Genomic DNA, 25,591 nt, shown 5'->3' on the forward strand with positions numbered 1-25,591 from the left:
GACGGCCCTAGGGAGTCGGAGGCTTTGAGCCTGACCCATCGGCGTCGTCGCGTGTGATCTCCTCGAGGGAGGAATCAGGTCGGATCGCGTCCTCGAGTTCGAGCGCGACCGCTCCGACGTCGTCGATTTCGTCCGCGGCGAACGCGATGTCGTCGTCGCCGCGAACCTCGAGTACGAGTCGACGCGCTCGTGACCGCGCGTAGAGGAGACCACCGCCCGCGGCGACCGCGATCGCGAGGAGGCCGCTCGCGAGAATCGCGAGGTCGATCATCCGAAACAGGATTTCGACGGTCTCGATCGCGTTTCCGACGACGGCCCCGCCGGAGTCCGTCCGGGCGTCCGGCTGCTCGAGATCGGCACTCGGGACGAGGGCTGCGAAACTGACGAGCAGGTGCAGGCCGAGCAGAGAGACGCCGACGATCGCGCCACCGCCGGCTCGAAGCAGGTGGCGGGTCGCGCCGTCGGTTCGGATAGTCGCGCTCGCGACGTTCGGTCGATCGACGTGGCGGTAGGCCGAACCGACCTCGTCTGGTTCGAACGCGAGAACGCGGTGCGTCGTGACGAACACCGTCGCTCGACCGCACTCGACCCGCCGCTCGACGCGTTCGCCGTCGTACAGGAGCTGATCGACGCGGTCGGTCCAGGATCTCGACATCGGAAGTTCCCTCGGAGTCGGCTTCGGTACGAAGAATCGGTCGCCGGGGATAAGTACGTCAGGGCCCGCCCGAATCACGAAGCCGGTACGACTGTTTCGCCAAAAATCACGAAACTCGAACGACCGATACCCCGTGAATCACGAACCGGGCTCCGCCGACCCGGCCGTCGACGAGGTCGATCGTCCAGCCGTGTGCGTCAGCGATCGCGTCGACGATCGCGAGGCCGAACCCCGTCCCCTCCTGTGACGTCGTGTATCCGTGTCCGAAGACCTCCTCGCGTTCGTCCGCCGAAACGCCGGGTCCGTCGTCTTCGACGAACAACACGCCCTCGTCCCAGCCGACGCGAACCGTCACCGTCGGCTCACCGGTCACGGGATCGTCGGCGCGTCCGTGTTCGATCGCGTTGCGAAACAGGTTCTCGAACAGCTGACAGAGCCGGTCGCCGTCCGCTTCGATCGTAACGTCGCCCGAGAACTCCTCGACGAGTCGGGCATCCGCCGTCTCGACGTAGTGCCAGGATTTCGAGACGACGTTCGTCAGCCTCACCGGACCCGGATCGTCGACGATCCGTCCCTGGCTGGCGAGCGCCAGCAGATCGTCGATGAGCGACTCCATCCGATCCTGTGCGCTGATAACTTCCTCGAGGTGCTCGGCTGCGTCCGAATCCGATAGAGAAGAGCGAGCGAGTTCGGCGTTTCCCTGTGCGACGGTCAGCGGGTTTCGAAGGTCGTGGCTTACGACGCTGACGAAGCGCTCGAGTTGTTCGTTCTGGCGCGTGAGCCGTCGTTCGCGTCGCTTGCGATCCGTGATGTCCGTATACACCCCGTAACCTTCGATCTCGCCGTCGAAACCCGAAACGATGACCGGCTGAAAGATGAACGTTCGCCGTTCGCGCTCGGCCGTCAACCGATCGACCTCTACCCCGCCGTCGGTATCGGACCGAAACCAGACGTCGACCGGTTCCGAATCCGCATCCTCGGGGGCGATCAGCTCCGGGAGCGATCTGCCGATCACCTCGGTCCCGTAACCGAACGTCGCCTCGAACGCCGGGTTGAGACCGGTGACGGTCGGTACCGAGCCGTCGAACGACACCGTCACCACCGGATCGGGTATCTCCTCGACGAGCGTATCGAACCGCCGGTGGGCTTTCTCACGAGCCTGAATCTCGGTCGCAACGATCTCGAGATAGCCGTCGGTCCTGTGGCCGATCGTCTCGCAGATATCCGCGACTTCGTGACTCGAGTACGACTCCGCGGGGGATATGTCGAGCTCGGCGAGCGTCTGCTGGATCAGCGATCGCGCCTTTTCGATACCGACGGTCTGACCGAACGTCGAAACGAGTTCGTCGTGGTCCATTACTCCGGGAGGAGGAGGGCAACGGTCGTCGTGTTGTGATAGCCGCTGAACTGGCCGGGACCCATACAGATCTCGCCGTAGGTTTCGAAGCCGACGAACGGCACCGAGAGCTCGCGTGCCATCTCCTCGACGGCGGTTTCGAACTCGTCTCCGAGGACGATGCCACGACAGGCACAGTCATAGATGAATCCGCCAGCCATCGTCACGTCGCCGGCATCCTGAAGCGCACGACGGACCGTCTCGCCCGCCGATTCGATCTGGGCATCGGGCCGGCCGTGCATCACCCGCAACACCGTTCCGTCGGGAATGTCGACGGCGAAGTGCATGGCTCCGTTTTCGTCCTCGATCCAGGGCCAGCGCATCTTGTACTGGCTTCCCTGGTCGATGCCGAACTCGAACTCACAGAGGATCTCCTGAAGGAGCGTCTCGCTTGCGTCGAGATCGTCGATCCGAACGTCGAACTCCTCGGAGACGGTCTCGCGAACGGCGTCCTTCCAGACCTCGAAGGCGGGGTCACCATCCAGTTCGTGGACGATCGGCCCGTCGGCACGCGTCACCTCGACCGGCTCCGACAGCGGCTCGTGGCCGTGTTCGACCGCGACGACCGGGCGCTGCTGTGCGCCGATCAGTCCCATCACGACCCCGTCTTCGACGACCTCGTCGTCGTGGAAGACGTACGTCGCCTCGAGCTGGTGGTCGTCGGCGGCGGAGCCTCCGGCGATCGATACTTCGGGCCCGAGTTTCTGCTGGCTGATCAGTGCGAGTTTCTCCCCGACGCCGCTGAGCCCGTCGTGGAGGGTGATCGCCGCCGCGTACGGATGGTCGTTGACCTGCTCCGGCAGGTTCCCGATCGCCTCGCGGACGGCTCGAGAGACGTTTTCGCGGAGGCCGGTCCCGAGACCGGTGTAAAACGAGAGCGTATCGCTCGTCACGAGTCCGACGGCGACACCGCTTCCGACGGCATCCTGGGTGAACGAGCCGTTGGCCGAACAGCCGATCAGGTTCGCATCGGATCCGATGACGTCACGGATTCCCCCGAGAACCCGCTCGAAATCGTGTTCGACCGGACAGAAGACCTGGCAGAAGTCCACCCGTTCCCCCGGAAGTTGTGCCACGGCTTCTGTCGCCGCTCGTTTACCCGGATTTCCTTCCGAGTCAGTTACCAGTGCTGTACTAACGGATGTGGACATGCAAGAAAGTGCGTGACCACCCTAATTGAATGTTTGGTTGGTCAACACCGTATCTCGTGAACCGACACCACGCCGAGGGTATACCGCAGATCGCGTCCCGGTCGGCGACCGGCGACGGTGGTGACTCGAGACGCCATCGCCGAAACGCGGTACATTCTCGGGGATCGACCGACAAGGGCCGAGTATGGATGACTCGAGCGAGCGATGCTGGCTCGTCGAACGCGAGTTCGGTGATCGAAACGTCGTGACCATCGTCTACGCGACTCCCGACGGGACGCGATATCACCAGCGGGAGCGCTCTGAGGCTGCGTTACGGACCGGATCACCGGTTACCGCCGCCGTCGACGTCGCCGAGGACGATCTCGAGGAGGTCCGGGACGAGCGGACGCGAGAGCGCTACGTCACGGAGGTCGAACGGACCGCACAGCGATACGGACCGGACGAGAAGATTTAGCCGATTTCGGTTTCTTCCCGCCCCGGTCAGCAGTATATTATCGGCCTCGAGTGGCAAACCTTATCGGGAAACGGCGTCTGCACACAGGCATGCCCGCTATGACAGTCGACAGTCTGACCAAGTCCTACGGTCGGACGCTCGCGCTCTCCGAACTCTCCTTCGAGGTGAAAGAGGGGGAAGTGTTCGGGTTTCTCGGCCCGAACGGTGCCGGAAAGTCGACGACGATCAACGTCATCCTGGATTTTATCCGACCGACGGCCGGCCGAGTGTCGGTGCTCGGAATGGACGCCCAGAAACGCAGTCGTGAGATCCGGGCTCGAACCGGCGTTCTCCCCGAAGGCGTCGAAACGTACGACCGCCTCACCGCCAGAGAGCACCTCGAGTTCGCGATCGACTCGAAAGGGGTCGACGAGGATCCCGAAACCCACCTGGAACGGGTCGGCCTGCACGACGCGATCGACAAGAAAGCCGGCGGCTACTCGAAGGGGATGTCCCAGCGACTCATGCTCGCGATGGCACTCGTCGGTGAACCCGAACTGTTGATTCTGGACGAACCCTCGACGGGACTCGACCCGAACGGCGCACGCGAGATGCGCCGAATCGTCCGCGAGGAGAACGAACGCGGCGCGACCGTCTTCTTCTCGAGTCACATCATGGAACAGGTCGAAGCGGTCTGTGACCGCGTCGGTATCCTCCGCGAGGGCGAGATGGTGGCCGTCGACTCCGTCGAGGGGCTTCGCGACTCCGTCAGCGGCGGCGAGAGCCTCCGAGTGACGGTCGATCGGATCGACGACGACGCGGTTCAGGCGGTCCGGTCGCTGCCCGACGTCTCGAGTGCGTCCGTCGACGGCGACGCGCCGCCGACGATCGTCGTTCAGGTCGACGGCTCGAAGACGGCGGTCCTGTCCGAACTCGAAGATCGCGGGATCGACGTACAGGACTTCTCGACGACCGAGGCGTCGCTCGACGACGTCTTCCGGTCGTACACCACGGACCGGGAGGTGGAAGCGCGATGAGTTCGGTCGACGTAGAAAGCGTCCGGGCAATCGCGACCAAGGATTTCCGAGATTCGATCCGATCGTGGGTGTTCTGGGGACTGAGCGTCTTCTTTTTCACGCTGCTCGTCACCGTCACCGGATTTCTCGCGTACTTCGGTGAAGACATCGCAGCACAGGGTGCAACGACGGCGGCGCTCGTGGGCTACGTCAGCGAAATCACCCGGCTCGTGATTCCCCTGATCGCCCTGATACTGGGGTGGAAAGCCATCGCGGGCGAACGCGAGTCGGGGAGCATCAAGGTCTTGCTTTCGCTCCCGCACTCACGGACTGACGTCATCCTCGGAAAACTGATCGGTCGGTCGACGGTTCTGTCCGTCTCGTTGCTCATCGGCTTTACACTCGCTGGCGCGATCGTCGCTGCGATGCTCGGAAGCTTCGACGTGACGGACTACGCCGGCCTGCTCGCGGTATCGATCCTCTACGGCATCGCCTACACCTCCATCGCCATCGCCGTCTCGTCGCTGACGCGGTCGACGACGATCGCCGGGGCCGCCGTTTTCGCCGTATTCGTCCTGTTCTACATCGTCTGGGACGCCGTCGTCGGCGCCGTATCCCTCCTGATGGCTCTCGACTACCTCCCACAGGGGGAGAACACGGCCCAGGCCGTCCTCTTCTACCAGAGTCTCGATCCCGGAACGGCCTACACGTCCGTTCTCTCGCTGGTCACCTCCGTCGCCGAGATGGACGGCCAGACCGTCGCCATGCTCGAGACGATGTTCGACGCCGTTCCGTTCTACCTGACGGACTGGTTCGCACTCGTAGTGTTGCTGTTCTGGATCGTCGTTCCGACGGCGGTCGCCGTCTATCGGTTCGATCGGGTCGATCTCTAGCGGGAGTCGTCCGACGCCGTCTCGGGATCCACTCCCGCCTCGGAAAGCAGCCGTCGAAACTCCCCTTCCTCTAAAATCGGGACGTCGTCGTCCTCGGCGTCGTCGCGTTTGGTCTGACCCGGGTTCGTCCCGACCACGAGATAATCCGTGTTCCCGGAGACGCTTCCGGTCGCGTTCGCGCCGTGGGATTCGACCAGTTCCCGTGCTTCGCTCCGGGTGCCGGCCTCGAGCGAACCGGTGAAGACGAACGTCAGACCGTCGAGTTCGTCGCCGCCGTCGTCCGCTTCGAGCGCCTGCGGGGAGACGTATGCGAGTACGTCCTCGACCGCCGCCGCGTTGGCCTCGCTGGCGAAGAACTCGTGGATCGTCTCGGCGACGGTCTCGCCTACCTCGTCGACGTCCTCGAGTCGGTCCGGTGCGGACTCGGCGGCCTCCCTGAACGCGGCGAACGTTCCGAACTCGCGTGCGAGTTCGCGCGCCGTCGTCGGCCCGACGTGGGGGATACCGAGCGCCGAGAGGAAGTCAGAAAGGGGCGGCTCGCGGCTCGCCTCGATCTCACCGAGCAGGTTCTCGGCGCTCGTCTCGCCCCAGCCGGAGAGCGCGGTCAGTTCCTCGAGTTCGAGTTCGTAGAGGTCAGCGATCGACTCGAGGAGGCCGGCGTCGACGAGCTGGCGGACGCTCGTTTCGCCCAATCCCTCGAGATCGAGACCGGCGTCGCCCGCGTAGTACTCGATGGAGCGCCGGAGCTGTGCGTCACAGGCCAGGCCCCCGGTACAGAACGCCATCGGCCCGTCTCGTTCGATCGCGCTTTCACAGACGGGACAGTTCTCTGGGAGTTCGTAGTGACCATCGCTCGCCTTCTCGACGACCGCTTCGACGTAGGGGATGACGTCTCCCGCACGCTGGACGCGGACGGTGTCACCGACGTTGACGTTCGTCTCCGCGATCTCCTCGGGGTTGTGCAGGCTGGCTCGCGAGACGGTGACGCCGCCGACGTCGACCGGCTCGAGCAGTGCAACGGGCGTCACCCGCCCGGTTCGGCCGATCTGGACCGCGACGTCGACGATCGGCGTGACCTCCGCGCGGGCCGGGAACTTGTAGGCGAACGCCCAGCGGTCGTGGCGCGCCGTTCGACCCAGCTCCTCGCGGGCGTCGCGGTCGTCGACTTTGATCACGACACCGTCGACCTCGAAGGGGAGCTCGTCGCGTTCTGCGAGCACGTCGTCGCGGTAGTCGATGGCGGCGGCGACGTCGTCGACGACGGCGACGTGGTCGGTGACCCGCAAACCGTACTCCCGTAACCGCTCGAGTTCCTCGCGGTGGGTCTCTTCCAGGTGACTCGCCGCGAGTACGTCGAAGTAAAACACCTCGAGCGGCCGGTCGGCGACGATCGAGGGATCGAGCTGACGGATGGTGCCGGCGGTCGCGTTTCGCGGGTTCGCGAAGGGCTCTTCGCCGCGTTCGATCCGCGCGCGGTTGTGGTCCTGAAAGGCGTCCCTGGGCATGTAGACCTCGCCGCGGACGGCGAGGAAATCGGGATGCTCGCCGTGGAGTTTCTGTGGAACCGAGCCGATGGTCCGCGCGTTCCGGGTCACGTCGTCACCCTCGCGCCCGTCGCCGCGAGTGACGGCCCGCTCGAGTCGGCCGTCCTCGTAGACGAACGCCATCGAGACGCCGTCGAACTTGGGTTCACAGACGTAGTCGACGTCGCCAGCGTGCCCGCTTTCGCGCAGCTCCCGGCGGACGCGCTCGTCGAACTCGCGGACGTCCACGGCCTCGCCGCTCTGGTCGATCGAGAGCATCGGGGCGACGTGTTCGACCGTCTCGAACGCCTCGAGCGGCTCGCCGCCGACGCGTCTGGTCGGGCTCTCGGGGTGGCTGAGATCGAACGCGTCCTCGAGCTCGATCAACCGCTCGAAGAGTGCGTCGTAGCGCCGATCAGCGATGACCGGATCGTTCTCGACGTAGTACCGACGATCGTGCTCGCGGATCGCCTCGCGGAGTAATACGACCCGTCGCGTCGCATCGGCGTCGGAAAGCTCTTCGACCGGCTCGAACGCTGTCGGGGGATCGCGAAGGTACGGGTTCTCGTCGGGCTCATCGGCGGCTGGCATTGCTGTCGGTTCGTGATCGAACGCGCCGATCCTAAAGGCCGCCGACTCGAGCGTGCCCGGAGAGGAAATTCACACCGGCCGGAACCGTCTCGAGGTCACACCAGCCGAAACCGTCTCGACCCGGTTCAATCGCCTTTTACGCACGTAGCCGTTATCGGACTCCATGAGTGAAATACCGGATCGGGTTCCGACCGCCTGTCCGTCGTGTTCGCCGGACCTCGAGACGGTCCACGAGGTGTTGACGACCGGCGGTGGAACCATCACCGTCCGCTGTAGCGAGTGTGCACACGTCCACAAAGTGCAGCCGGAGCGCGAGCGGGAGGTGACCCTCGACGTCGTCGTCTCTCAGGAGGGAGAATCGTTCGCGGCCAACGTCACCACGCCGGAAGACGAGACCGTCTCGGTTGGCGACGAGTTCATCCTCGAGACCGACGAGGTGCTCTCGACGGTCCGGGTCACCAGCGTCGAACTCGACCAGCAGCGGCGCAGGGACGAAGCCGCCGCGACGGACATCGAGACGGTCTGGACGCGCGAGGTCGACAACGTCGCGGTCAACGTCACCGTTCACCCGAAAGACGGCTCGCGAGACGATAGCCGGGGGATAACGGTTCACGTCCCCGGCGATTACGAGTTCGAAGTCGGCGCGATCGAGAGCTTCGGAGACGACGAGTTCGAAATCGACGCCGTCGTCGTTCGCGACGCCACCACGGGCTATCACCGCGACCGGTACGAAGAGCGCGGAGACATGGTCCTCGCAAAGGACGTAAAGCGAGTCTACGCCTACGACCAGACCTCGAGTGCCTGGTCTGCCTGGTAACGGCTCGCCGGTTTTTCCGTCGGATCGTCGGCGTCGACGCCGGGCCGAGCAAGCGAGCTATTCATACCATCGGAGGAGGTAGCCCGACTATGGACGCAGCGGTACTGCGAGAGGACATGGTCGACGGCCTCGAGTCCCCGCCGCGGGAGGTGTTGACCGACGAGACCGTCGCCATCGCGATGCGCGACGTGCCCCGTCACGTGTTCGTGGGCGACGAGCGAACGGCCTACGCCGACCGCGAGCACGAAATCCTCGGAACGCGCGTCCTCGCGCCCAAAACCACCGCCAGGTTGCTCCAGGCGCTGTCGATCGAGGAGGGCGAGAGTTCGGTGCTGATCGTCGGCGTCGGCGTCGGCTACACCGCGGCGATCGCCGCCGAACTCGCGGGTTCGCGAAACGTCCACGCCGTCGACATCGCCCGGCCGCTCGTCTTCGAAGCCAGGGCGAACCTCCACGAGGCCGGCTACGACGAGGTTCTCGTCGACCGTCGCGACGGGGCCGACGGACTGCCCGAGTACGCACCGTTCGATCGGATCCTGCTCGAGGCTGCCGCCGTCGAACCGCCACGGGCGCTGCTCGAGCAACTGTCGGACGACGGCCGCCTGGTGTTTCCGCGAGGGACACACCGCCAGCGCCTCGAGGCGGTTTCTCCGGACGGAGGCCGTGAGCGGTTCGGCTCGGTTTCGTTCGATCCGTTGCTCGTCGAGGGCGAACAGCCGGGTGCCGTCGAACGAAACCGGACGGCCCGTGAGGACCGCGAACACGCCCGTCGCCACGCACGGTCGAGACGCGGCTGGGAACAGGAGTGGGTCCAGTGGGAGGAAACGATCGATTCGTAGGGGAGTGTTCACCCGCCGGGCGGGCACAGTGGTCCGTCGCCAGGACGCGATCACGCGTCGGATTTCGACCGGTACCGTCGGTACACCGCGACCGTCAGGACCAGCCCGAGAGCGCCGACGACGACGACCGCACTCCCGACGACCCACCGTCCTCGGAACCCGATCAGCATCAGCCCGAGGCTGGTCGCGAACAGTCCGATGTGTGCGAACAGGACGGCGAACATGAACGCCAACAGAGTTTCGGAATCGATCTTCCGAACCGGGTCCTGGAGGTCCCCCGTCGGCTCGTCTTCGTCCAGCAGCGGGTCCAGGTCCAACACGCTAGTCGCTCGGTGAGCAACGCACAAGAGTGACTCGCCGCCCACACCGGTGAAAAACGCAGAACCGCCCGTGTCGCCGTTTCCCGATTCTGTCCGCCTCTCGATCACTCGGCAGTGTTGGCGGTGATCGTGATCGTACCGTCCATCTCGATGTCCTCGGACGGTGGCAGGTCTTCACCGAGCGTGTCGACCACCAGGCCGAGGCCGACGACGTTATCTCCGACGTCCAGATCGTCCTCGAGGATGTTCTCGTCGTCGGGATCAACCTCGAGCGTGCCGTGACTTCCCTCGTTCTGGTCCAGACTGAAGCTCAGGCTGGTGATATCCTGACTCCCGTTGTTCGTAAACTGGACGAGGTCGCTGAAGGTCACCCTCGCGTTTCGATTGATTCGGTTCAGACTGATCTGGATCTCTCCGTCCGTCTGGGAGACATCGAGTGTCTCCCCCTCACCGAAGTTATCATTACCCTCACGATCCGGATTCGGAACCATCGTCAGCGTCGCATCCGAGTCGTCACTGAACTCGACCGATACCTCTCGGTCCGCCTCGACCGTATCGAACGCACCGGTCGCAGCGATCGCACCGGTTCCAGCGGCGAGCGTCCCCAGACCGAGAATCGCATTTCGTCGCGTGAGCCTCATCAACTCTGGATAGCGACCGGTCACCCATAGTATTACGCTCCCAGAAACCCCTCAGGCACTGCCTGGGCGGTCTCAGGCGGTGAGATCTCGGCGGCAGGCACAGCGAGATTTCGGGAATCAAACATCACGCACCGTCGGAGGAAAGCGCATCGAATTCGTAGCTGACACCGGTGAGCGATTCGCTTTTCGTCCACAGCCGTTCGGCACCCGCTTCGTCTCGAGAGTCATCGCTCGAGGTCTGGCGCGTCGGCGTACCGCGCATGTTCAAGGGGCCGCCGGGGCCGTAGTACGTACCGCCGTCGGCTCGAGGCGCACTCGCGGCGTACAGCATCGGGAGGACACCTCGAGCGGCCGACTGGGCAAAGATCGAGTTCGCGAGTTTCATCATCGCGTACCGGACCCGCGATCCCGATTCGCTGGGGCCACGATACTGCAGATCGGTGTCGGCATATCCGGGGTGACAGGCGAGGCTTTCGTCTCCGTGAGGCCCGAATCCTCGAGCCATCGCTCGAGTTCGTACGCAAAGAGGAGGGTTTCCAGCTTGCGTTGACCGTAGGCGCTCCACTTCCCGTAGGACTCCTCGCGGTGTAGATCGTCGAAGGCGATGGTTCCGATCCGGTGTGCCTCGCTGGACTGCGTGACGATACGCGTTTCCCCGTCGGTCGTGACGAGGAGTTCCAGCAGGTGAAACGGACTGCTGTCGGTCAGTTCCGACGCGCCCCACGGTGGCGGGTACGCCGGTGATACTGGCTGGTCAGTGACGGCAATCCGCAAGTGACGCTGTAGCGAGGGCAGAGAGGACTCTCGAGGCAATGTAGCTCTCGGAAAGTGGGGGGTGGGGGATTGGGGGTGGCGACAGTCTGATACAGATCGCCATCTCTTGGTAAGGCAGGACGGTGGTTAATTATAGCTTCTATCTGTTTAGAGGGTCGGGAACGCCTATTCTAATTATTTAGAATTGGTGTCGAACACCAGCGTCGCGAGCTTTCGCTCGGCCGCACGGAGATGGTAGTGGTAGGTGGGAGCCGACACGTCGAGTGCTGCCGCGATGTCCTCGCCCGTACTTTCGCGAGGCCACTCGAAAAACCCGCTGTAGTGGGCTGCCTGTAGCGCTTCGAACTGTTTGTCGGTGAGTCTGTCCTCGAGCCGGGAGTCGAGGCGTTTCGTCGAACGAGTGTTGGTCGTCTCACGCCGTGCGAGCAGTTCCGTCTCCGGGTGTTCGTCCCTGATAGATTCGATTACTGCCCGTGCTTCGACGTGCTGTGGAAGCTCGAGAACGATGGTCGCGACGCCGTTTTCGGCCGTGGCCGCTCGCAAACGCACTTCGTACGCCCGGAGAACGCTCAGCAACGGCGTCGACGCGAGCGTTACTTCGTACAGCGTTTCGTCGTCGCCCTCGGAGACGACGGAAACCGTCTCGATGGACGCCTGACTCTCCTCGAGTCCAGTCAACTCCGCGGTCGGTGGAACGCTGACGAACGCGACGATATCGCCACCCTGATCGATGATTCCCTCGAGCGTTATCGGACCCTCGGCCAGCGTCGAGAGACGGTTGAACAGGACCCTGGCGTCGCGCATCTCGAGTTCGAGTTCGAGTCGGCTCTCGGTGAGTATCGCCCGGGTTCGCTCGACGCTTCGGATCGCGTGTCCGATCGTCTCACCGAGTTCGGCAAACACCTCGCGTTCGCTCTCGCTGATCGAATCGACGCCGCTGACGTGAACGAGCAGGACGCCGTACCGGCGTTCACCGTCGACGAGAGGAACTGAAAGCACCGTTTGATAGCCGTATGTGAGCGCCTCCGTCCGTCGTCGATCCCAGCCGTCGGCCTCGAGGACGTCGGAGAGTACGACGATCTCCTCTCGTCGGAGCGTCTCGCGTACCAGCTCGGCTTCGGGTGCCAGCTCCCCGTCTGCGCGAACGTGATCGATGTACGTCGCGTCGATTCCGGCCCACTCGGTCGGCTCGGGCGGATCGTCCTCGCTCGCGGTGATCCAGGCGAATCGGTATCGCTCGGTGTCCGCGAGCCGCTCACAGACCGTCCGCTCGATCTCCGTCCGCGTCGAGGCCTGGGCGACGCCGTGGTTGATCTCGCGGATCACCTCGTTGATGTGGTTGAGTCTCGTCAGCTCCTCGTTCTGTCGAGCGAGCGTCCGGTCGTGCTCGCGGAGCAGCTCCTCCCGCTCTGCACGATCCAGGGCCGCTTCGGCGTTCGCCGCGAGGATGTGAAACAGCTCCGTCATCGTCTCGTCGAAACCGTCGACGTCCTCCGTTCCCGCGAGTAATACGCCGTGTGCTTCGAGCGGAACGATCAGCTCGCTCCGGCTCAGCGCCTCGGCCGCCAGTGCGTCCTCGCCCATCGACGTCTCGTTCGTGTCGTCGAAATAGGCACTGTCTCCCTCCGAGAAGACGTCCCAGACGTGGCCGTCCCCTCGACCGAACGTCGTCGTCGGGTCGAGGAACTGCCGTGTAGACTCGGTCGACGCGGCGTGTTTGAGGACGCCATCGGTCGGATCGAACGAGTACGCGGCCGCGATGGCGACGTCGAGGATATCGGCAGCGGTGTCGACCGTCTCTCGATAGATCTCGTCTTTCGTTTCGGCTCGCATCAGGTTCCTGGTCGTCTCGTGGACGGTCGCGAGCGTCCGTTCGTAGCGCCGTTTACTCGCCTGTAACTCCGCCTCGGTGCGATACTGGCGAACGGCGTTCGTCACCTGATTTGCCAGCAGCGTATACTGTTCGTTGCCCGTCTCCTTCTGGAGATACTGGGTCACGCCCGCCGCGATCGCCTCGCTTGCGACCTCCTCCGAACCCCTGCCCGTAAAGAGGATAAACGGAAGGTCGGCGTCGACCGTTCGAACGCGCTCGAGCAACTCGATCCCGCTCATCTCGGGCATCTCGTAATCGCTGACGATGCAGTCGATCTCTCGCCCCTCGAGTATCTCGAGCGCTCGTGTGGCACTGGTCGTCGGCTCCGCGACGATCTCCTTGCGCTGGCGCTCGAGCATTTCGCCGGCGAGTTTCGCGAAGCCGGGTTCGTTGTCGACGACGAGAACGGCGATCGAGTTCTTCATTGTATTCTATTTCGCACTCGTCATCGATGAAATATTCGATGAGCGGTTATATGCGTGTCGGATCAGTGTAATGAATTCGGCTAAAACGCCGCGAGCGCGCCCCAGGCGATCATCGACGTCATCATGAGGAGCGCAAAGACGAGCGCGATAACCTGATTCCGGTTCATACCCAGCGTGACACACTCCGGAAGCATGAATGTCACGACCGGAGCGCATCCGGCACACGTCGGTTTCGACCGAGTCCAGCCCCCTCACTCGAACCGGGCGTCGACGACGACGTGAGCGACGCCGGCACTGTGACTTTTGACCCGCCGCCTATCGAGCACCGTCAGCTCACGTTCGGCTGTGTCAGCCGCGCTCTCGAGGCGCTCGAGCGGCCGATCCCAGAGACGGGGTTCCGGCGTCGCCTCGTGATAGTGGACGAGGCCGCCTGGGACCAGCGCCTCGAGCGCAGCCGGGAGAAACTCGGCGGCCTCGTCGGATCGCGTTCCGCCTCCCCGTCCACACTCGTCCTCTGGGGGGGCCGCCTCCGTCGAGCGCCCGTAATAGCCCATCACGACCCGATCGGCCTCGACGTCGGCTGCGATCTCCCGACAGTCGGACATGTAGGCGTCGACGCGCTCGCTGACGTCGTTCAACATCGCGTTCTCGACGAGATAGCGAAACGCGGTCGGATTGATCTCGGTCGCAGTGACGTCCGCGCCGGCCCGGACGAGCGGCAGGGTGAAGTAACCGATGCCGGCGAACATGTCGAACACCCGCTCTCCCGGCTCGCAGACGTCCCCCATCCGAGCGCGTTCGGCCTGGTTTCCGGGCGAAAACATCACCGCCGCAGGATCGAGTCCGTACCGCGTCCCGTGTTCCGTGTGGACCGTCTCAGTGTCCGGATCGCCGGCGAGCAGTCGCGTCCTCGGTTCACGATGGGTCCCCGCCACACCATCGTTTGCGATCCCCTCGTCGGCCAGGACGCTGTCGGCCTCGCCGTGAACCTCGAGTAACGCATCGGCCAGCTCGAGTTCGTCGGGACAGTCCGCTGGAACCGAGACCATCACGACCGAGCCGATGACGGCCCACGAACTCGGGACCGTCGCGAGGTCGTCGGTACTCCACCCGCGCGCTCCGAGAACGTCCTCGACGTCGGTGAGTCGCACCTCGGGGTCGAGCTGACGAACCACCTCGAGTACCGGCGTCTCCGATGGCGGCTCCGTCACCGGCAGCGCGATCGTTCCCGACTCGGTCTCGCGAACGCGCCTCGAGTCGTCGTAGACGCCTTCGGCGCGCAGCGATTCGATGGCCGTCTCCGTGCGAGGTTTCTCCACGACTGCGGCCAGCGCCGTCTCGCCGTCGGTCCGCCCGACGACGTCGCGGACGGACGGTGACTCGCTCGGGAAATCGTCGTCAGACATCGTCGTCGGGAAGGATGTGCAGACCGGCGCGGCTTTTCAACACGGGAACCGTCTCCGAGCCGGGATCGAAGTAGTCCGGTCGGGAGACGGTCGTGGCGCGGTAGGTCTCGGGATCGAGAATCTGCACCGCGTTTTCGTCTTCGACCGTGACGACCGTCGTCTCGTCGGCGTCGTCGCGGGTGCCGAGCGCTCGCGCGTCCGGGGACGTTCCCTCCTCGTAACTCGCCTCGTAACGCTCGCCGGTCGTCACCCGAACGCCTTTCAGGTTGCCGCGTGCGCTGCGAACCAGGACCGGGCCACCGTCGTCGTTCTCGAGGTCGATGACGTCCCCCGACGTGTACGGTGGCAGGCGAACCGCGAAGGTGACGCGATACACTTCGTTGCCGTCTTCGTCCTCGGTGACGAGGGTTTCTGCGTCGGTGACCGTTCCGCCGAACTCTTCGACGGTCTTGTTCGCGATCTTTTTACCGATCTTGTTGGTCGAGACCTTGATATTCAGCCCGTCGTCGACCTCACTGATTTCGGTCACGAAAGCGTTTCGATCGCCGGTTGCTACCATGTCAGCGACGATTTCGTGGGCGATCTCTTTGGCGCGGTCGGTCTCTTCGGACGCGGGGGTTCTACCCTCGGCACGGATCTGGACGATACTCGCGTAGTAGTCCCCGGCGATCCGGCCACAGCGGGTACAGGTCTGTCGGGCGATCCTGACGAGCACGGTGGCTTCCTCGTCGACGGGCGTCCCTCGGACGACGCCGGTGAAATAACAGTGCATTCGGATCGTGTTCTCGTCGACTTGCTCGGGTTCGACCTGCCAGGCGACGTCCGCGACGTCGACGTGAACGGCGAGTGCGTCGCTCACCTCGTCGATCGCGACGTCGGTGTAGTCCTCCGCACCGACGTCGACCCATCGCCTCCCCCGGTGGACCGCGCCACACCGGGCACAGACCCGGACGTCGATCCGATCCGGCGCGTCGACGAAGTCGAAGTCATCGAAGTAACACGAATCACAGAGTTCGACCTCGGACCCCGGCCGAAGGGGGTCCGACGCGACGTCGTCGCCTTCGGCGGTCGCCTCATCCGCTGACCGCTCCGCCACGGGGTCCCCACACCGAGGACAGAACGCGCGCGACTCACTCATTGATTCCCGTTCGAGTCTGAGGGAGTTAAGCGACGTGTTCTCTCATACGGACTATTGTAAGCCATTGCCGGTGGGACCGCGACCCGTCTGCGGTCCCAGCGGTAAATCGTTACAGCAATCCGTATCAGACGGTGAGAACTCCAGCCGAAACGGGAGGCTCGATGGATCGAACTCCCGTCGTTCGAGGCCCGGTTTCGAGCCCGATCGATCCCGTTCGAGCCGGAATCTTCGATCCAGAACCAGTGTCAGACGTTCGTCAGACACTGTGTATCGATCCGTGTCAGCCGCTCGTCAGACGGGGGCTCGTTCCACCGTGTCAGACGATACCCTGTCATGTGGTTTCCATGCGAAACGAAGGGGTTGGAAATTCGGGTCGGGTTAGTCTAGAAACACCAATAATTACGGCAGCCAAGCACGTCTGAGCGAACTGGTACGTTTATACCGACCGTCTCACCCGTCTCTGACGGGTCGAAACGAAGGGGTCGGACAGGGACACGCGTTGTGCCCGCTCACCGACCGAACCGATCCGTCCGGGTGGACCCAGACGACGGTCGGCTTTCCACAGCGCTCGCAGACGCCGATGGTTCGCCGTTTCTCCGGTGACGTCGTGGCCATAACACGAACCGAATTCGACAACAACAATAATCGTTTCCATCCTCGGTCGGAAAGCCACAACACGGCTGACAGTCGGTGCTGGCGAACAGTCGTATCACCGAGGATGTTGCGACTCGAGGGTGTTAGACGCTCGAGACGCGCCGTACTCGAAAAGAGGACGGTCGACCGTTCAGTTACGGAACGAAATACTCAGTTACGGAATCGAATACTCAGTTCTGGCCGTTGAGCGTGATGTAGTTGACGCCGATGATTCGCTCGTCTTCGTTGAGTTCGTCCTTGGCCGCCTCGGGAACCTGTCCGTCGACGTTGTACACCGTCAGCGCCTCGCCGCCGATGGTTTCGCGGGCGTTGAACATGCCAGCGATGTTGACGCCGTGTTTGCCCATGACGGTTCCGATGAGGCCGATGACGCCCGGTTCGTCCGTGTTTCGCGTCACGACCATCTTGCCGTGCGGAATGGCGTCGACGCGGTAGCCGTCGACGCGGACGATCCGAGGATCGTCGCCCGCAAAGAGGGTGCCGTCGACCGAGACCTCCTCGCCCTCGTTTCCGACGGTGACCGAGATCAGGCTCTGGAAGTCCTCGGCCCGGTGGCTCTTCGATTCGGTGACGTCGACGCCGCGGTCCTCTGCGATCTGTGGGGCGTTGACGGCGTTGACCTGCCACTCGAGCGGTTCGAAGACCCCCTTCAGCGCGCTCGCGGTGACGAACTCGACGTCCTCGTCCGTAATATCGCCCTCGTAGGCGACCTCGATGCGCTCGATGCGTCCGTCGAGCAACTGGGCGGCGACCTTGCCGGCGGTGTCAGCGATCTCGATGTACGGCTCGAGACGCGGGAACGCGCTCTCGTCGATCGATGGGGCGTTGAGCGCGTTCGCGACGGGTTCGCCGGCGAGTGCGGCATCGACCTGTTCCGCCGTCGAGGTCGCGACGTTTTGCTGTGCCGCTTCGGTCGACGCGCCGAGGTGGGGGGTAACGATGACCCCGTCCTGATCGAGCAACGGCGAGTCCTCGGACAGCGGCTCCTCCGCGAAGACGTCGAGCGCCGCTCCCGCGACCGTTCCGTCCTCGACCTTCGCGGCGAGTGCGTCCTCCTGGACGATCCCACCGCGGCCGACGTTGACGAGGCGGCCGCCCTCGAGCAACTCGAGTTCGTCCTCACCGATCATTCCCTCCGTTTCGGGAGTCAGGGGCGTGTGGATCGTCAGGAAATCGGCAGCGTCGAGACAGTCCTCGAACTCGACGAGTTCAGCACCGATCCGGTCGGCGCGTTCCTCGGAAATGTAGGGATCGAACGCGACGATGTCCATCCCGAGGGAGTCGAGTTTCTTTGCGACCTCCTGGCCGACGCGGCCGAGGCCGACGACGCCGAGGGTTTTGTTGTCGAGTTCAGCGCCGAGATAGTCGCTTTTTGCCCACTCGCCCGCTTTCAGTCGCGCGTGAGCCTGGGGGATCGAACGCGCGGTCGCGAACGTCATCGCGACGGTGTGTTCGGCCGCCGCGCGGACGTTTCCTTCGGGTGCGTTCGCGACGATCACGCCGTGGTCGGTCGCGGCGTCGATATCGATGTTGTCGACGCCGATACCCGCGCGTCCGACGATAACGAGTTCCTCGGCGGCTTCGAGCACCGCCTCGGTAACCTCGGTTCCGGAGCGAACGATCAGTCCGTTCGCGTCCGATACCGCCTCGAGGAGATCCTCGCCCTCGAGTTCGTAGCCCGTTTCGACGTCGTGGCCGGCGTCTCTGAGTACGTCCAGACCCGCGTCCGCGATCGGATCCGTGACCAGCACCTTCATGCGCGAGGAACTCGTGCGGAACGGGTAAACCCTTCCGTTGTGTCCGAAGGAGGCAAGAATTACCGTTCCGAACGGATAAATCAAACGCGTTCACGCATCGGTTGGCGGCCTGGGAAGGTGAATCGTGACGCGACTTCCATCGCCGTCGGAGCGCGGTTCGTACTCGAGAAAGCCGCCGTAGTCGTCGAGGATCAATTCGACCAGCCACAGGCCGAGACCGCTTCCGTGGTTCATCTGTGTCACCGGCTCTTCGTTGAAGATTCCCGTCCGTTCCGTTTCCGGAATACCGGGACCGTTGTCGGCAACGACGACGCCGATCGTCTCGTCGAACTCGGCTACCGAGATTTCGACGAGCGGATCGTCGTTGCGTGCGTGTACGATCGCGTTCTCGAGGATTTCGCTCAGAACGGTGTGCAGGCGACGGTCGGCGGCGACGGTCGACTCGAGGCGTCCGGTAACGGAAACCGTTCCAGACGGATACCGGTCACGGAGATCCGAAACCACCTCGACGAGAACGTCGTCGAGCGCGATCGAACGCTGTATTCGGTCCCGGCTCAGCGTTGCGTCCGCGAGTTGTTTGGCGGTCTCGTTCATCCCGATTAGCTCGCGGGCTGCCGCGACGATCTCGGCCGCGTAGGCGGCGTGTTTTTGGTGTTCGAGTTCGGACTCGAGCGTCTCCGCGAAGCCGCTGATGACGTTGAGATCGTTGCGAAGGTTGTGCCGGAGGAGGCGGTGGAGGAGCTGCAAGTGCTGTTCGCGTAGCTTGAGGTCAGTGATATCACGTCCTTCGAGGACCAGCAACTGAACGTCGTCCTGACTGTCGGTCATCGGTCGGATCGAGAAGTCGATGATCGCCGTTCGATCGACGCCGCGGATCCGGACCTCCCGTCTGAAGAACTCGCCGTCTCGAGCGCGTTCGACTCCCTCTTTGGCGATCGCTCGTGCCTGCTCGTTCGACTGGAACCAGAAGGTTTCCCAGATCGGTTTGCCGACGATGTCGTCGCGGTCGATCCCGGCGAACTCGATCGCGGTTTCGTTGGCTTCGATCAGCGTTCCGTCCGGTTCGAGAAGGCCGGTGAACTGGAAGGTGTTGTTAAAGACGGCCTCGAACCGGCGCTCGCGGTGTTTCCGCTCGGAGATGTCACGAAAGAGGCCGGTGAACACGCGCCGTCCGCTGAGGCGATGCTCCCGGAGGCTCACCAACACGGGAACCTCGTGTCCGTCCCTGTGCAAGGCCGGGAGTTCGATCCCGCCCCAGTCGATATGCTTCTCGCCGGTTCGGATGTACTTCTCGAGTCCGGCCGCGTGTGCGGGACGAAGTCGCTCCGGGATGATCGTCATCTTCGAGCGGCCGACCAGTTCCTCGGGCGCGTAGCCGAGGATCTCCTCGATCGCCGGGTTCGCAAACAGGATCGTACTCCCCTCGTCGATCGTGAGCAGTCCCTCCGAGGTGTTTGCGACGAGCTGTCGGAAGAAATCCGGCTCGTCGAACGGCGGACGTGGCAATCCGAGGGAATCGATCTCACCGGGGTCGTCCGACCTGTTCCCTCGAGTCATTGTCCGTCAGTTCAAGAAATTGGTCAGGCCTGAAATACCTGTGGGGTGCGCGTCATTCGACCGCGGCGACAGCTCGAATCGGAGAGCCGTCCGCGTTTTGTACCGCAAGCGGGAACGCATAGAGCCTGAATCGATCGGGAAGCCCAGCGAGAGACGTCAGATTCTCGATGATCGGCAACTCGGCACCCAACAACGCGCGGTGGGCGGGAAAGCCGTCGGGTTCGTCGTCCGCGGCGTTCGCCGTCGGCGTCGGATCGGGGTTGAGCGTATCGAGTGCAACGCCACAGCCCAGTTCGCGGAGGGCAACGGCCGTCTCGGGTGCGAGGTAGGGGTGCTCGAGGTAGCGATCCGTGTTCCAGTGCTCGTCGAAGCCGGTTCGGACGACCAGGAGGTCCGGAGACTCATCGTCGTCGGCGAGCGCCGGAACCACCGCGTCGGGTTCGATCCGCTCGCGGCGCGAACACGGAGCGATGTCGACGAAGCGGGCGTCGAAGACGTACTCTCCGATGGGGCGGTCGTCGAGGTCGGTCCCGTCCGGTTCGGTGTGGCTCGGCGCGTCGATGTGGGTTCCCGTGTGACTGCCACAGCAGATCTCCTGGACGGCCACGCCGTCCTCCGAAACCGTCGCCGCGGGTGAGACGCTCACCTCGGGATCACCCGGATATATTTGAATTCCCGTTCGGATCGGGTGGGTCAGATCGCGGTACACGTGAGTACTCGTTCGAACGGGGGACCAAAGCGGTATCGCAACGGCCGCTCGAGCGCCGTCTCGTCGAGAAGCCGAACTCGGAGAGTGTGGCGATACGGTTCCCCCAGTATCGTGTGAATGGGCGTCCACTGCTGGTCCCGGTCGAGTCGCACTGATCCGCCTCGTCGGCTAGATCGAAACCTGAACTGGTTTATTCGGGGCCCCACAATCGGGGATCGATGACAGTCGTCGCTTTCGATTTCGACGGAACGCTATCGGACTCCGAGATGACCGTGTTGCTCGGCAAGCGCTGTGGCGTCGCGGACGAGATGACCGAGATCACGGAACGCGCGATGAACGACGAGATCGGCTACGCCGAGAGTCTACGCGAGCGTGCCGCACTGCTCGAGGGGCTTCCGGCCGAGGACGCAGACGCCGCGTTCGACGAGGTCGTCCTCCGTCCCGGTGCCGGAAACCTGATCGCGGAACTCAACGAGGCGGGCGTGACGACCGCGATTCTGACGGGGGGCTTCGAACGCGGCGTCGCGGCCGCACTCGAGCGCGAGGACGTGTCGGTCGATCACATCGTCTCGAACCGTCTCCCGATCCGTAACGACGAGTTAACCGGCGAGGTCGAGGGCTCGCTCGTCGAGGGGACCAAAGACGACGCCCTCGAGACGCTCGCCGCCGACGTCGGCGTCGATCTCGCGGAGACGGTCGCGATCGGTGACGGCGCGAACGATCTTCCGATGCTCGAGGTGGCGGGTCTCTCGATCGGATTCGATCCGAAACCCGCGGTCGAACCACACTGTGAAGTCGTCGTTACCTCGATGGCCGAAGCTCGTCGAACGCTGGTCGACGAGGGCGTTCTGTAGGTACCCAGCCGTGACTCTCGTCGTGGCGTGAGTTTCCGGTGAAACAGCTGATTTCCGGACCGAGAAGGTTATTTACTCGAGGTCGAGTAAGATGCTTTGATGATGTGGCAAGATCTCGTATTCATGATTGGTAGCGGCCTCTCGATCGTCTTTCTCGCGCCGACGTTGCGCGATGCGACCGCCCGCGTCCCGCTGGGAACGAGTTTACCCTCGATGGGGATCGGGTTCGTCTACGCCGTAACCTTCGCGACGCTCGGTATGACGTTCTCCGCGGCCGGGTCGCTCGCCGCGGGGACGATGTGGTCGATGATCGCGCTGGTCCGGTCACCGACGTCTCGAGGACTGCTCGCCTCGAGCGATCTCTCCCTGTTCGCGGACGACGTCCGCCGATGGATCGATCGCCGCCGTTCGGATCGCGTTCTCGGAGAACAGTATATTACCCGCGGTGATTCACGTATTACCCTCGAGAACACCCACGTTACCCGCGACGGTCCGCGTGTCGGCCTCGAGAACACCCACGACCCCGTTCCCGGCGAGCAGTAATCGTCGATATCCACACGCCCGAGTCGACCGCTCCGGGCCGTTCGTCTCGCCGGGTCGCTCGAGGCGACCCGTCTCTCAGCGATCGACGCGCGGTCGTCCGGCGTTCGAACTCGCTCGAAGAACACCGCTCGGAGACCGTCACTCGGAGAACAGGCTCGTGTGGACCGGCGCGAACGCCTCCGGCTCGTCGATTTCCTCGTCCTCGGTGTCGGTGATCGAGCGCCCCTCGAGGCCAACGGCGAGCAGGTCCGAAAGCGGCGGCCCGACTTTCTCGGGTTCGACGAGGAAGGCGTCGTGGCCGTGGTCCGATTCGACGATGTGGTGGGCCACGGAGACGTCGGTCTCCCGGCAGGCGTCGGCCAGCGCTTCGGATTGCTCGACGGTGAAGTGCCAGTCGCCGGTGAACGAGAGCACGAGGAGTTCGCCCTCGAACGCCGCGATCGCGTCCGCGTCGGACTCGTAGCCCGCGGCCAGATCGAAGTCGTCCATCGCGCGCGTCATGTAGAGGTAGCTGTTCGCGTCGAACCGATCGGTGAACTTCTCGGCCTGGTAATCCAGGTAGGACTCGACCTCCCGGTACGGGAAGAAGGCGGCCGCGGGATCCGGCGGCTTCTCGCGAACCGTCTCCCGGCCCGCCGACCGGCGGCCGAACTTCCGGGCCATCGAGGCCTTCGAGAGGTACATGATGTGACCGATCTGGCGCGCTCGGGCCAGTCCGTCGACGGGTTCGGGACCGCCGTAGTAGTGACCGCCGTTCCAGTCCGGATCGGTCGTGATCGCGCGTCTGGCGACGGTGTCCAGTGCGAGACACTGGGGATCGAGTCGGGCGGCAGCGGCGATCGACGCCGCGTATTCGACGTCATCGGGGTATCGCCGCAGCCAGTCGAGAACGTTCATTCCGCCGACGCTACCGCCGACGACGGCGTGGAGGCGGCCAACGCCGATTTCGTCCAGGAGCGCTCGCTGGGCCCGCGTCCAGTCACCGACGGTCACCGGCGGAAAGTCGGTGCCGTAGGGGTCGCCGGTTTCGGGGTTCGTGCTCGCGGGTCCGGTCGAACCGTAACACGATCCCGGAACGTTCGCGCACACGACGAAGTACTCGGTTGTGTCGATGGCCTTTCCGGGACCGACGACGTCGCCCCACCACGCGCGGGCCTGACCCGCGGTGTCGTCGCCCGCATCGGGTCGGCGGGCGACGTGTGAACTACCCGTCAGCGCGTGACAGATCAACACCGCGTTCGTCCCGTCGAACTCGCCGTAGCTCTCGTAGGCGATCTCGAGCGATGGAACCGACTCGCCGGAGAGAAACTGGAACGCGCCGATGGTGACGGTGTCTCTCGTCGTCATGGTCGTGGCTGTTCTCCGGTGGTCGTCCGCGTTGCGATTTCGATCGCTCGGTCGATATCCGCGAGAATATCCTCGGGGTCTTCGATCCCGACGGACATCCTGACGAGATCGGGCGTGACGCCGGCTTCTTCCTGTTCGTCGGGCGAAAGCTGGCCGTGTGTCGTGCTCGCGGGGTGGATGACGAGCGTTTTCGCGTCACCGATGTTCGCGAGGAACTGCGCGAGTTCGACGTTCTCACAGAAGCGCTTGCCGCCCTCGTAGCCGTTCTCGAGGCCGAACGCGATCATGCCGCCGTACTCTTCGAGGTAGCGCGAGGCGTTGTCGTGGGTCGGGTGATCGGCCAGTCCGGGATAGGTCACCCAGGAGACGGCGTCGTGATCGTCGAGGAACGCTGCGACGATGGCGGCGTTCTCGCAGTGTTTGTCGACGCGCAGGGGTAGCGACTCGAGTCCCTGCAGTGTTTGCCAGGCGTCGAAGGGCGACTGCTGATTGCCCAGGCTCCGCAGGGAGCGAAAGCGCGCGGTCTCCGCAAACGGTGCCTCGGGAAAGTCACGCGAGAAGTCGACGTCGTGGTAGGCGTGGTTCTGTCCGGCGATCTCGTCGTAACCGTGGTCGCCCCACGGGAACGATCCGCCGTCGACGAGGACGCCGCCCACGGTCGTCCCGGAGCCGTGGAGCCACTTGGTGGTCGACTCCCAGACCACGTCCGCGCCGTGTTCGAGGGGGCGACAGAGAGCGGGCGTCGCGAAGGTGTTGTCGACGACGAGGGGGACGCCGTGATCGTGAGCGATCGCCGCGACGCGTTCGAAATCCGGCGTGACGAGCGAGGGATTGCCGACGGTCTCGACGTGAACGAACGCGGTATCCTCGTCGATCGCTGCCTCGTAGGCGTCGTACTCGAGCGTCGGGACGAATCGCGGTTCGATGTCCCGACGAGTCGCCGTCTTCGAGAAGTACGCGGTCGTCCCGCCGTAGGTGTCGGTCGAACAGACGACGTTGTCGCCCGCCTGCGCGAGGATCAACACGGCCGAATCGAGGGCGGCCATGCCGCTTCCCGTCGCCACCGCTCCGGCACCGCCCTCGAGGGAGGCGAGGCGGTCTTCGAGCGTGGTAACCGTCGGGTTGCTGATCCGCGAGTAGATGTAGCCGTCGTCCTCGAGTGCGTAGCGGGCGGCGGCGGTATCGGCATCCTCGAAGACGTAGGAGGTCGTCTGGTAGATCGGCGGTGCCATCGCACCGGTGTTCGGATCGGCGCGCTGGCCGGCGTGTACGCTTCGTGTCCCGAGTCCCCGCTCGAGACAGTCCGAGTCGCCGTCGGACTCGTCGCTCGCGTCGTCGCTCATGTTTAGTATGCATACTCCTCCACGTTCATATGCGTCTCAGTAACGGCAAAAACCGCTACGTGTGCGTATGATTTACAACCTTACCAGTTTCTGATCGATATTGCTTGTTCTTGCCCGTTTCGGGCGGTCGAATCGACTACAGTCGATCCGTGTTCACGTCGACGCCCGGCGGGGTCACGAGCAGAAATCCGCGGAAGTGAACGAGGTTTCCCCCGGATTCCCTGACGTCGCGGGCGAAGCCGGCGGCCAGTTCGTTGACGTCTCCCTCGACGCAGAGAACGAGGGCGTTTCCGCTCGAAATCGCCTCGAGCCAGGACTCCGGCGGCGTGGTCCCATCGAGGATGCCGAGAACGATGCTGCCCTCGAGGTCGAGCTCTTCGTCGATGTGCTCCTCGACCGTCCGAAGATCGAGATCGAAATCGCTCATGGTGGCTGCCTCGAAGCGCGACGGGAAAAACGTTCCTCTGGTCGTCGGAAAAAAGTCATCGCTCGGCGGATAGAAACTGGGTGAGAGGAGTAAGCCCCCTTCTGTTCGTCCCGGCATTCGGCTGAGCGTCCGCGCCGTCCGCGGGGATGCCGCGGGACGTTCGGGCTACCACGGCACGGACTTGCACCGGTGAGGATTCGCCGTTCCATCGATCCTCGGCCGTCTCCCCACGGTCGGGGACGTCGAGCGTCCCCCGTGGAATCGAACCACGGTCGTCGACCGCGCGGATGGCGACTCTCGCACCAGCGGCGCGTCGAGTCGCACCCTCTGCGGGTTATCTCCCCTTCCTCGCGGTCGGGTTCGCGCGCATCATCGGTCGGGCCGAGACGTGTCGTTTCTGTTCCAGAGCCAGCGGTCTCGCGCTCCGGGCTTGCGCCCGGTCACCCGCCCGAACGGGTGGGGGGACTTTCCTCGCGTCCGCCGAACGACTCGCGGAGCCGTCCGACGAA

General features: G+C 64.1%; 25 protein-coding genes and 1 other RNA gene. 7 read left to right on the top strand and 19 right to left on the bottom strand.

Annotated elements, in window-relative coordinates; translation table 11 throughout:
• Positions 1–7: 7 nt before the first annotated feature.
• The 3 genes from EA462_RS01750 to EA462_RS01760 form a co-directional block, all read right to left on the bottom strand.
• Positions 8–655, bottom strand: coding sequence for a hypothetical protein (locus EA462_RS01750; RefSeq protein ID WP_124176851.1), 648 nt, complete (start codon positions 653–655; stop codon positions 8–10).
• A 106-nt stretch (positions 656–761) separates the two neighbouring features.
• Positions 762–2,012, bottom strand: a complete 1,251-nt coding sequence (locus EA462_RS01755; RefSeq protein ID WP_124176852.1) for an ATP-binding protein — start codon at positions 2,010–2,012, stop codon at positions 762–764.
• Positions 2,012–3,202, bottom strand: coding sequence for an FIST signal transduction protein (locus EA462_RS01760; RefSeq protein ID WP_124176853.1), 1,191 nt, complete (start codon positions 3,200–3,202; stop codon positions 2,012–2,014). The genes EA462_RS01755 and EA462_RS01760 overlap by 1 nt, the downstream gene beginning before the upstream one ends.
• Before the next feature lie 184 nt (positions 3,203–3,386).
• Here EA462_RS01760 and EA462_RS01765 point away from each other — a divergent pair, with 184 nt between their 5' ends.
• The 3 genes from EA462_RS01765 to EA462_RS01775 all read left to right on the top strand — a co-directional run bounded on the left by EA462_RS01765 (position 3,387) and on the right by EA462_RS01775 (position 5,544).
• Positions 3,387–3,656, top strand: coding sequence for a hypothetical protein (locus EA462_RS01765; RefSeq protein WP_124176854.1), 270 nt, complete (start codon positions 3,387–3,389; stop codon positions 3,654–3,656).
• A gap of 89 nt (positions 3,657–3,745) precedes the next feature.
• Complete coding sequence (locus EA462_RS01770) at positions 3,746–4,672, top strand: ABC transporter ATP-binding protein (protein WP_124176855.1); 927 nt, start codon at positions 3,746–3,748, stop codon at positions 4,670–4,672.
• Positions 4,669–5,544, top strand: coding sequence for an ABC transporter permease (locus tag EA462_RS01775; protein WP_124176856.1), 876 nt, complete (start codon positions 4,669–4,671; stop codon positions 5,542–5,544). The genes EA462_RS01770 and EA462_RS01775 overlap by 4 nt, the downstream gene beginning before the upstream one ends.
• Here EA462_RS01775 and ligA read toward each other — a convergent pair.
• On the bottom strand, positions 5,541–7,658 hold the full coding sequence (gene ligA / locus EA462_RS01780) for an NAD-dependent DNA ligase LigA (protein ID WP_124176857.1): 2,118 nt from the start codon (positions 7,656–7,658) through the stop codon (positions 5,541–5,543). The genes EA462_RS01775 and ligA overlap by 4 nt on opposite strands.
• Before the next feature lie 163 nt (positions 7,659–7,821).
• Between ligA and EA462_RS01785 the strand changes: the two genes are divergently transcribed.
• Together EA462_RS01785 and EA462_RS01790 are read left to right on the top strand one after the other, a co-directional pair.
• On the top strand, positions 7,822–8,475 hold the full coding sequence (locus EA462_RS01785) for an HVO_0476 family zinc finger protein (RefSeq protein WP_124176858.1): 654 nt from the start codon (positions 7,822–7,824) through the stop codon (positions 8,473–8,475).
• Positions 8,476–8,564: 89 nt separating this feature from the next.
• Positions 8,565–9,314, top strand: coding sequence for a protein-L-isoaspartate O-methyltransferase family protein (locus EA462_RS01790; protein WP_124176859.1), 750 nt, complete (start codon positions 8,565–8,567; stop codon positions 9,312–9,314).
• A gap of 50 nt (positions 9,315–9,364) precedes the next feature.
• Here the strand turns inward: EA462_RS01790 and EA462_RS01795 are convergent, their stop codons facing one another.
• From EA462_RS01795 to EA462_RS01840, 11 genes are all read right to left on the bottom strand, one after another.
• On the bottom strand, positions 9,365–9,634 hold the full coding sequence (locus EA462_RS01795) for a DUF7322 domain-containing protein (RefSeq protein WP_243641340.1): 270 nt from the start codon (positions 9,632–9,634) through the stop codon (positions 9,365–9,367).
• 104 nt (positions 9,635–9,738) lie between these two features.
• Positions 9,739–10,275: a hypothetical protein gene (locus tag EA462_RS01800; protein WP_124176860.1), complete on the bottom strand. Its 537-nt coding sequence runs from the start codon at positions 10,273–10,275 to the stop codon at positions 9,739–9,741.
• 124 nt (positions 10,276–10,399) lie between these two features.
• On the bottom strand, positions 10,400–10,660 hold the full coding sequence (locus EA462_RS17790; RefSeq protein WP_124176861.1) for a hypothetical protein: 261 nt from the start codon (positions 10,658–10,660) through the stop codon (positions 10,400–10,402).
• Entirely contained in the window at positions 10,660–11,088 is a 429-nt protein-coding gene (locus tag EA462_RS17795; protein WP_124176862.1) for a hypothetical protein, read from the bottom strand. The genes EA462_RS17790 and EA462_RS17795 overlap by 1 nt, the downstream gene beginning before the upstream one ends.
• Positions 11,089–11,223: 135 nt before the next feature.
• The gene (locus tag EA462_RS01815) at positions 11,224–13,347 is read right to left on the bottom strand and encodes a bacterio-opsin activator domain-containing protein (RefSeq protein WP_124176863.1); all 2,124 of its coding nucleotides are present in this window, start codon (positions 13,345–13,347) and stop codon (positions 11,224–11,226) included.
• Positions 13,348–13,598: 251 nt separating this feature from the next.
• On the bottom strand, positions 13,599–14,753 hold the full coding sequence (locus tag EA462_RS01820) for a class I SAM-dependent methyltransferase (protein WP_124176864.1): 1,155 nt from the start codon (positions 14,751–14,753) through the stop codon (positions 13,599–13,601).
• Positions 14,746–15,891 (bottom strand): 60S ribosomal export protein NMD3, encoded by a 1,146-nt coding sequence (locus tag EA462_RS01825; RefSeq protein ID WP_124176865.1) that lies wholly within the window; start codon positions 15,889–15,891, stop codon positions 14,746–14,748. The genes EA462_RS01820 and EA462_RS01825 overlap by 8 nt, the downstream gene beginning before the upstream one ends.
• A 450-nt stretch (positions 15,892–16,341) precedes the next feature.
• The gene (locus EA462_RS17140) at positions 16,342–16,506 is read right to left on the bottom strand and encodes a hypothetical protein (RefSeq protein ID WP_165872003.1); all 165 of its coding nucleotides are present in this window, start codon (positions 16,504–16,506) and stop codon (positions 16,342–16,344) included.
• Between the two features lie 209 nt (positions 16,507–16,715).
• A complete protein-coding gene (gene serA / locus EA462_RS01830; RefSeq protein ID WP_124176866.1) occupies positions 16,716–18,302 on the bottom strand; it encodes a phosphoglycerate dehydrogenase in 1,587 nt (528 codons plus the stop codon).
• 90 nt (positions 18,303–18,392) lie between these two features.
• Entirely contained in the window at positions 18,393–19,859 is a 1,467-nt protein-coding gene (locus EA462_RS01835) for a PAS domain-containing protein (RefSeq protein WP_124176867.1), read from the bottom strand.
• Between the two features lie 52 nt (positions 19,860–19,911).
• Positions 19,912–20,568 carry a cyclase family protein gene (locus EA462_RS01840; protein ID WP_124176868.1) on the bottom strand — a complete coding sequence of 219 codons (657 nt, stop codon included), beginning with the start codon at positions 20,566–20,568 and terminating at the stop codon, positions 19,912–19,914.
• Between the two features lie 218 nt (positions 20,569–20,786).
• On the opposite strand from EA462_RS01840, the gene serB reads away from it, so the two are divergent.
• Both serB and EA462_RS01850 read left to right on the top strand, forming a co-directional pair.
• Positions 20,787–21,422 (top strand): phosphoserine phosphatase SerB, encoded by a 636-nt coding sequence (gene serB, locus EA462_RS01845; RefSeq protein ID WP_124176869.1) that lies wholly within the window; start codon positions 20,787–20,789, stop codon positions 21,420–21,422.
• A 99-nt stretch (positions 21,423–21,521) separates the two neighbouring features.
• Positions 21,522–21,965 carry a hypothetical protein gene (locus tag EA462_RS01850; protein WP_243641341.1) on the top strand — a complete coding sequence of 148 codons (444 nt, stop codon included), beginning with the start codon at positions 21,522–21,524 and terminating at the stop codon, positions 21,963–21,965.
• A 138-nt stretch (positions 21,966–22,103) separates the two neighbouring features.
• Here EA462_RS01850 and metX read toward each other — a convergent pair whose 3' ends face one another.
• The 4 genes from metX to rnpB all read right to left on the bottom strand — a co-directional run bounded on the left by metX (position 22,104) and on the right by rnpB (position 25,573).
• Entirely contained in the window at positions 22,104–23,312 is a 1,209-nt protein-coding gene (gene metX / locus EA462_RS01855) for a homoserine O-acetyltransferase MetX (RefSeq protein ID WP_124176870.1), read from the bottom strand.
• Entirely contained in the window at positions 23,309–24,655 is a 1,347-nt protein-coding gene (locus tag EA462_RS01860) for an O-acetylhomoserine aminocarboxypropyltransferase/cysteine synthase family protein (protein WP_124176871.1), read from the bottom strand. Before EA462_RS01860 ends, metX begins: the two co-directional genes overlap by 4 nt.
• A 136-nt stretch (positions 24,656–24,791) precedes the next feature.
• Positions 24,792–25,082 carry a DUF5779 family protein gene (locus EA462_RS01865; protein ID WP_124176872.1) on the bottom strand — a complete coding sequence of 97 codons (291 nt, stop codon included), beginning with the start codon at positions 25,080–25,082 and terminating at the stop codon, positions 24,792–24,794.
• 84 nt (positions 25,083–25,166) lie between these two features.
• An RNA gene (rnpB, locus tag EA462_RS01870) (RNase P RNA component) lies at positions 25,167–25,573 on the bottom strand.
• Positions 25,574–25,591 lie beyond the last annotated feature (18 nt).

Source organism: Natrarchaeobius halalkaliphilus, assembly GCF_003841485.1.
GTDB lineage: Archaea > Halobacteriota > Halobacteria > Halobacteriales > Natrialbaceae > Natrarchaeobius > Natrarchaeobius halalkaliphilus.

Bases quoted from the DNA above. Each gene is read 5' to 3' on its own strand.
- EA462_RS01800 (WP_124176860.1), bottom strand. From the start codon at position 10,275: ATGAGGCTCACGCGACGAAATGCGATTCTCGGTCTGGGGACGCTCGCC.
- EA462_RS17790 (WP_124176861.1), bottom strand. From the start codon at position 10,660: ATGAAACTCGCGAACTCGATCTTTGCCCAGTCGGCCGCTCGAGGTGTC.
- EA462_RS01755 (WP_124176852.1), bottom strand. From the start codon at position 2,012: ATGGACCACGACGAACTCGTTTCGACGTTCGGTCAGACCGTCGGTATC.
- EA462_RS01860 (WP_124176871.1), bottom strand. From the start codon at position 24,655: ATGAGCGACGACGCGAGCGACGAGTCCGACGGCGACTCGGACTGTCTC.
- ligA (WP_124176857.1), bottom strand. From the start codon at position 7,658: ATGCCAGCCGCCGATGAGCCCGACGAGAACCCGTACCTTCGCGATCCC.
- serA (WP_124176866.1), bottom strand. From the start codon at position 18,302: ATGAAGGTGCTGGTCACGGATCCGATCGCGGACGCGGGTCTGGACGTA.
- EA462_RS01775 (WP_124176856.1), top strand. From the start codon at position 4,669: ATGAGTTCGGTCGACGTAGAAAGCGTCCGGGCAATCGCGACCAAGGAT.
- EA462_RS01865 (WP_124176872.1), bottom strand. From the start codon at position 25,082: ATGAGCGATTTCGATCTCGATCTTCGGACGGTCGAGGAGCACATCGAC.
- EA462_RS01820 (WP_124176864.1), bottom strand. From the start codon at position 14,753: ATGTCTGACGACGATTTCCCGAGCGAGTCACCGTCCGTCCGCGACGTC.
- EA462_RS01770 (WP_124176855.1), top strand. From the start codon at position 3,746: ATGCCCGCTATGACAGTCGACAGTCTGACCAAGTCCTACGGTCGGACG.
- EA462_RS01835 (WP_124176867.1), bottom strand. From the start codon at position 19,859: ATGACTCGAGGGAACAGGTCGGACGACCCCGGTGAGATCGATTCCCTC.
- EA462_RS01785 (WP_124176858.1), top strand. From the start codon at position 7,822: ATGAGTGAAATACCGGATCGGGTTCCGACCGCCTGTCCGTCGTGTTCG.
- metX (WP_124176870.1), bottom strand. From the start codon at position 23,312: ATGACGACGAGAGACACCGTCACCATCGGCGCGTTCCAGTTTCTCTCC.
- serB (WP_124176869.1), top strand. From the start codon at position 20,787: ATGACAGTCGTCGCTTTCGATTTCGACGGAACGCTATCGGACTCCGAG.
- EA462_RS01850 (WP_243641341.1), top strand. From the start codon at position 21,522: ATGATGTGGCAAGATCTCGTATTCATGATTGGTAGCGGCCTCTCGATC.
- EA462_RS01760 (WP_124176853.1), bottom strand. From the start codon at position 3,202: ATGTCCACATCCGTTAGTACAGCACTGGTAACTGACTCGGAAGGAAAT.
- EA462_RS01825 (WP_124176865.1), bottom strand. From the start codon at position 15,891: ATGAGTGAGTCGCGCGCGTTCTGTCCTCGGTGTGGGGACCCCGTGGCG.
- EA462_RS01815 (WP_124176863.1), bottom strand. From the start codon at position 13,347: ATGAAGAACTCGATCGCCGTTCTCGTCGTCGACAACGAACCCGGCTTC.
- EA462_RS17140 (WP_165872003.1), bottom strand. From the start codon at position 16,506: ATGGCCACGACGTCACCGGAGAAACGGCGAACCATCGGCGTCTGCGAG.
- EA462_RS01790 (WP_124176859.1), top strand. From the start codon at position 8,565: ATGGACGCAGCGGTACTGCGAGAGGACATGGTCGACGGCCTCGAGTCC.
- EA462_RS01750 (WP_124176851.1), bottom strand. From the start codon at position 655: ATGTCGAGATCCTGGACCGACCGCGTCGATCAGCTCCTGTACGACGGC.
- EA462_RS01765 (WP_124176854.1), top strand. From the start codon at position 3,387: ATGGATGACTCGAGCGAGCGATGCTGGCTCGTCGAACGCGAGTTCGGT.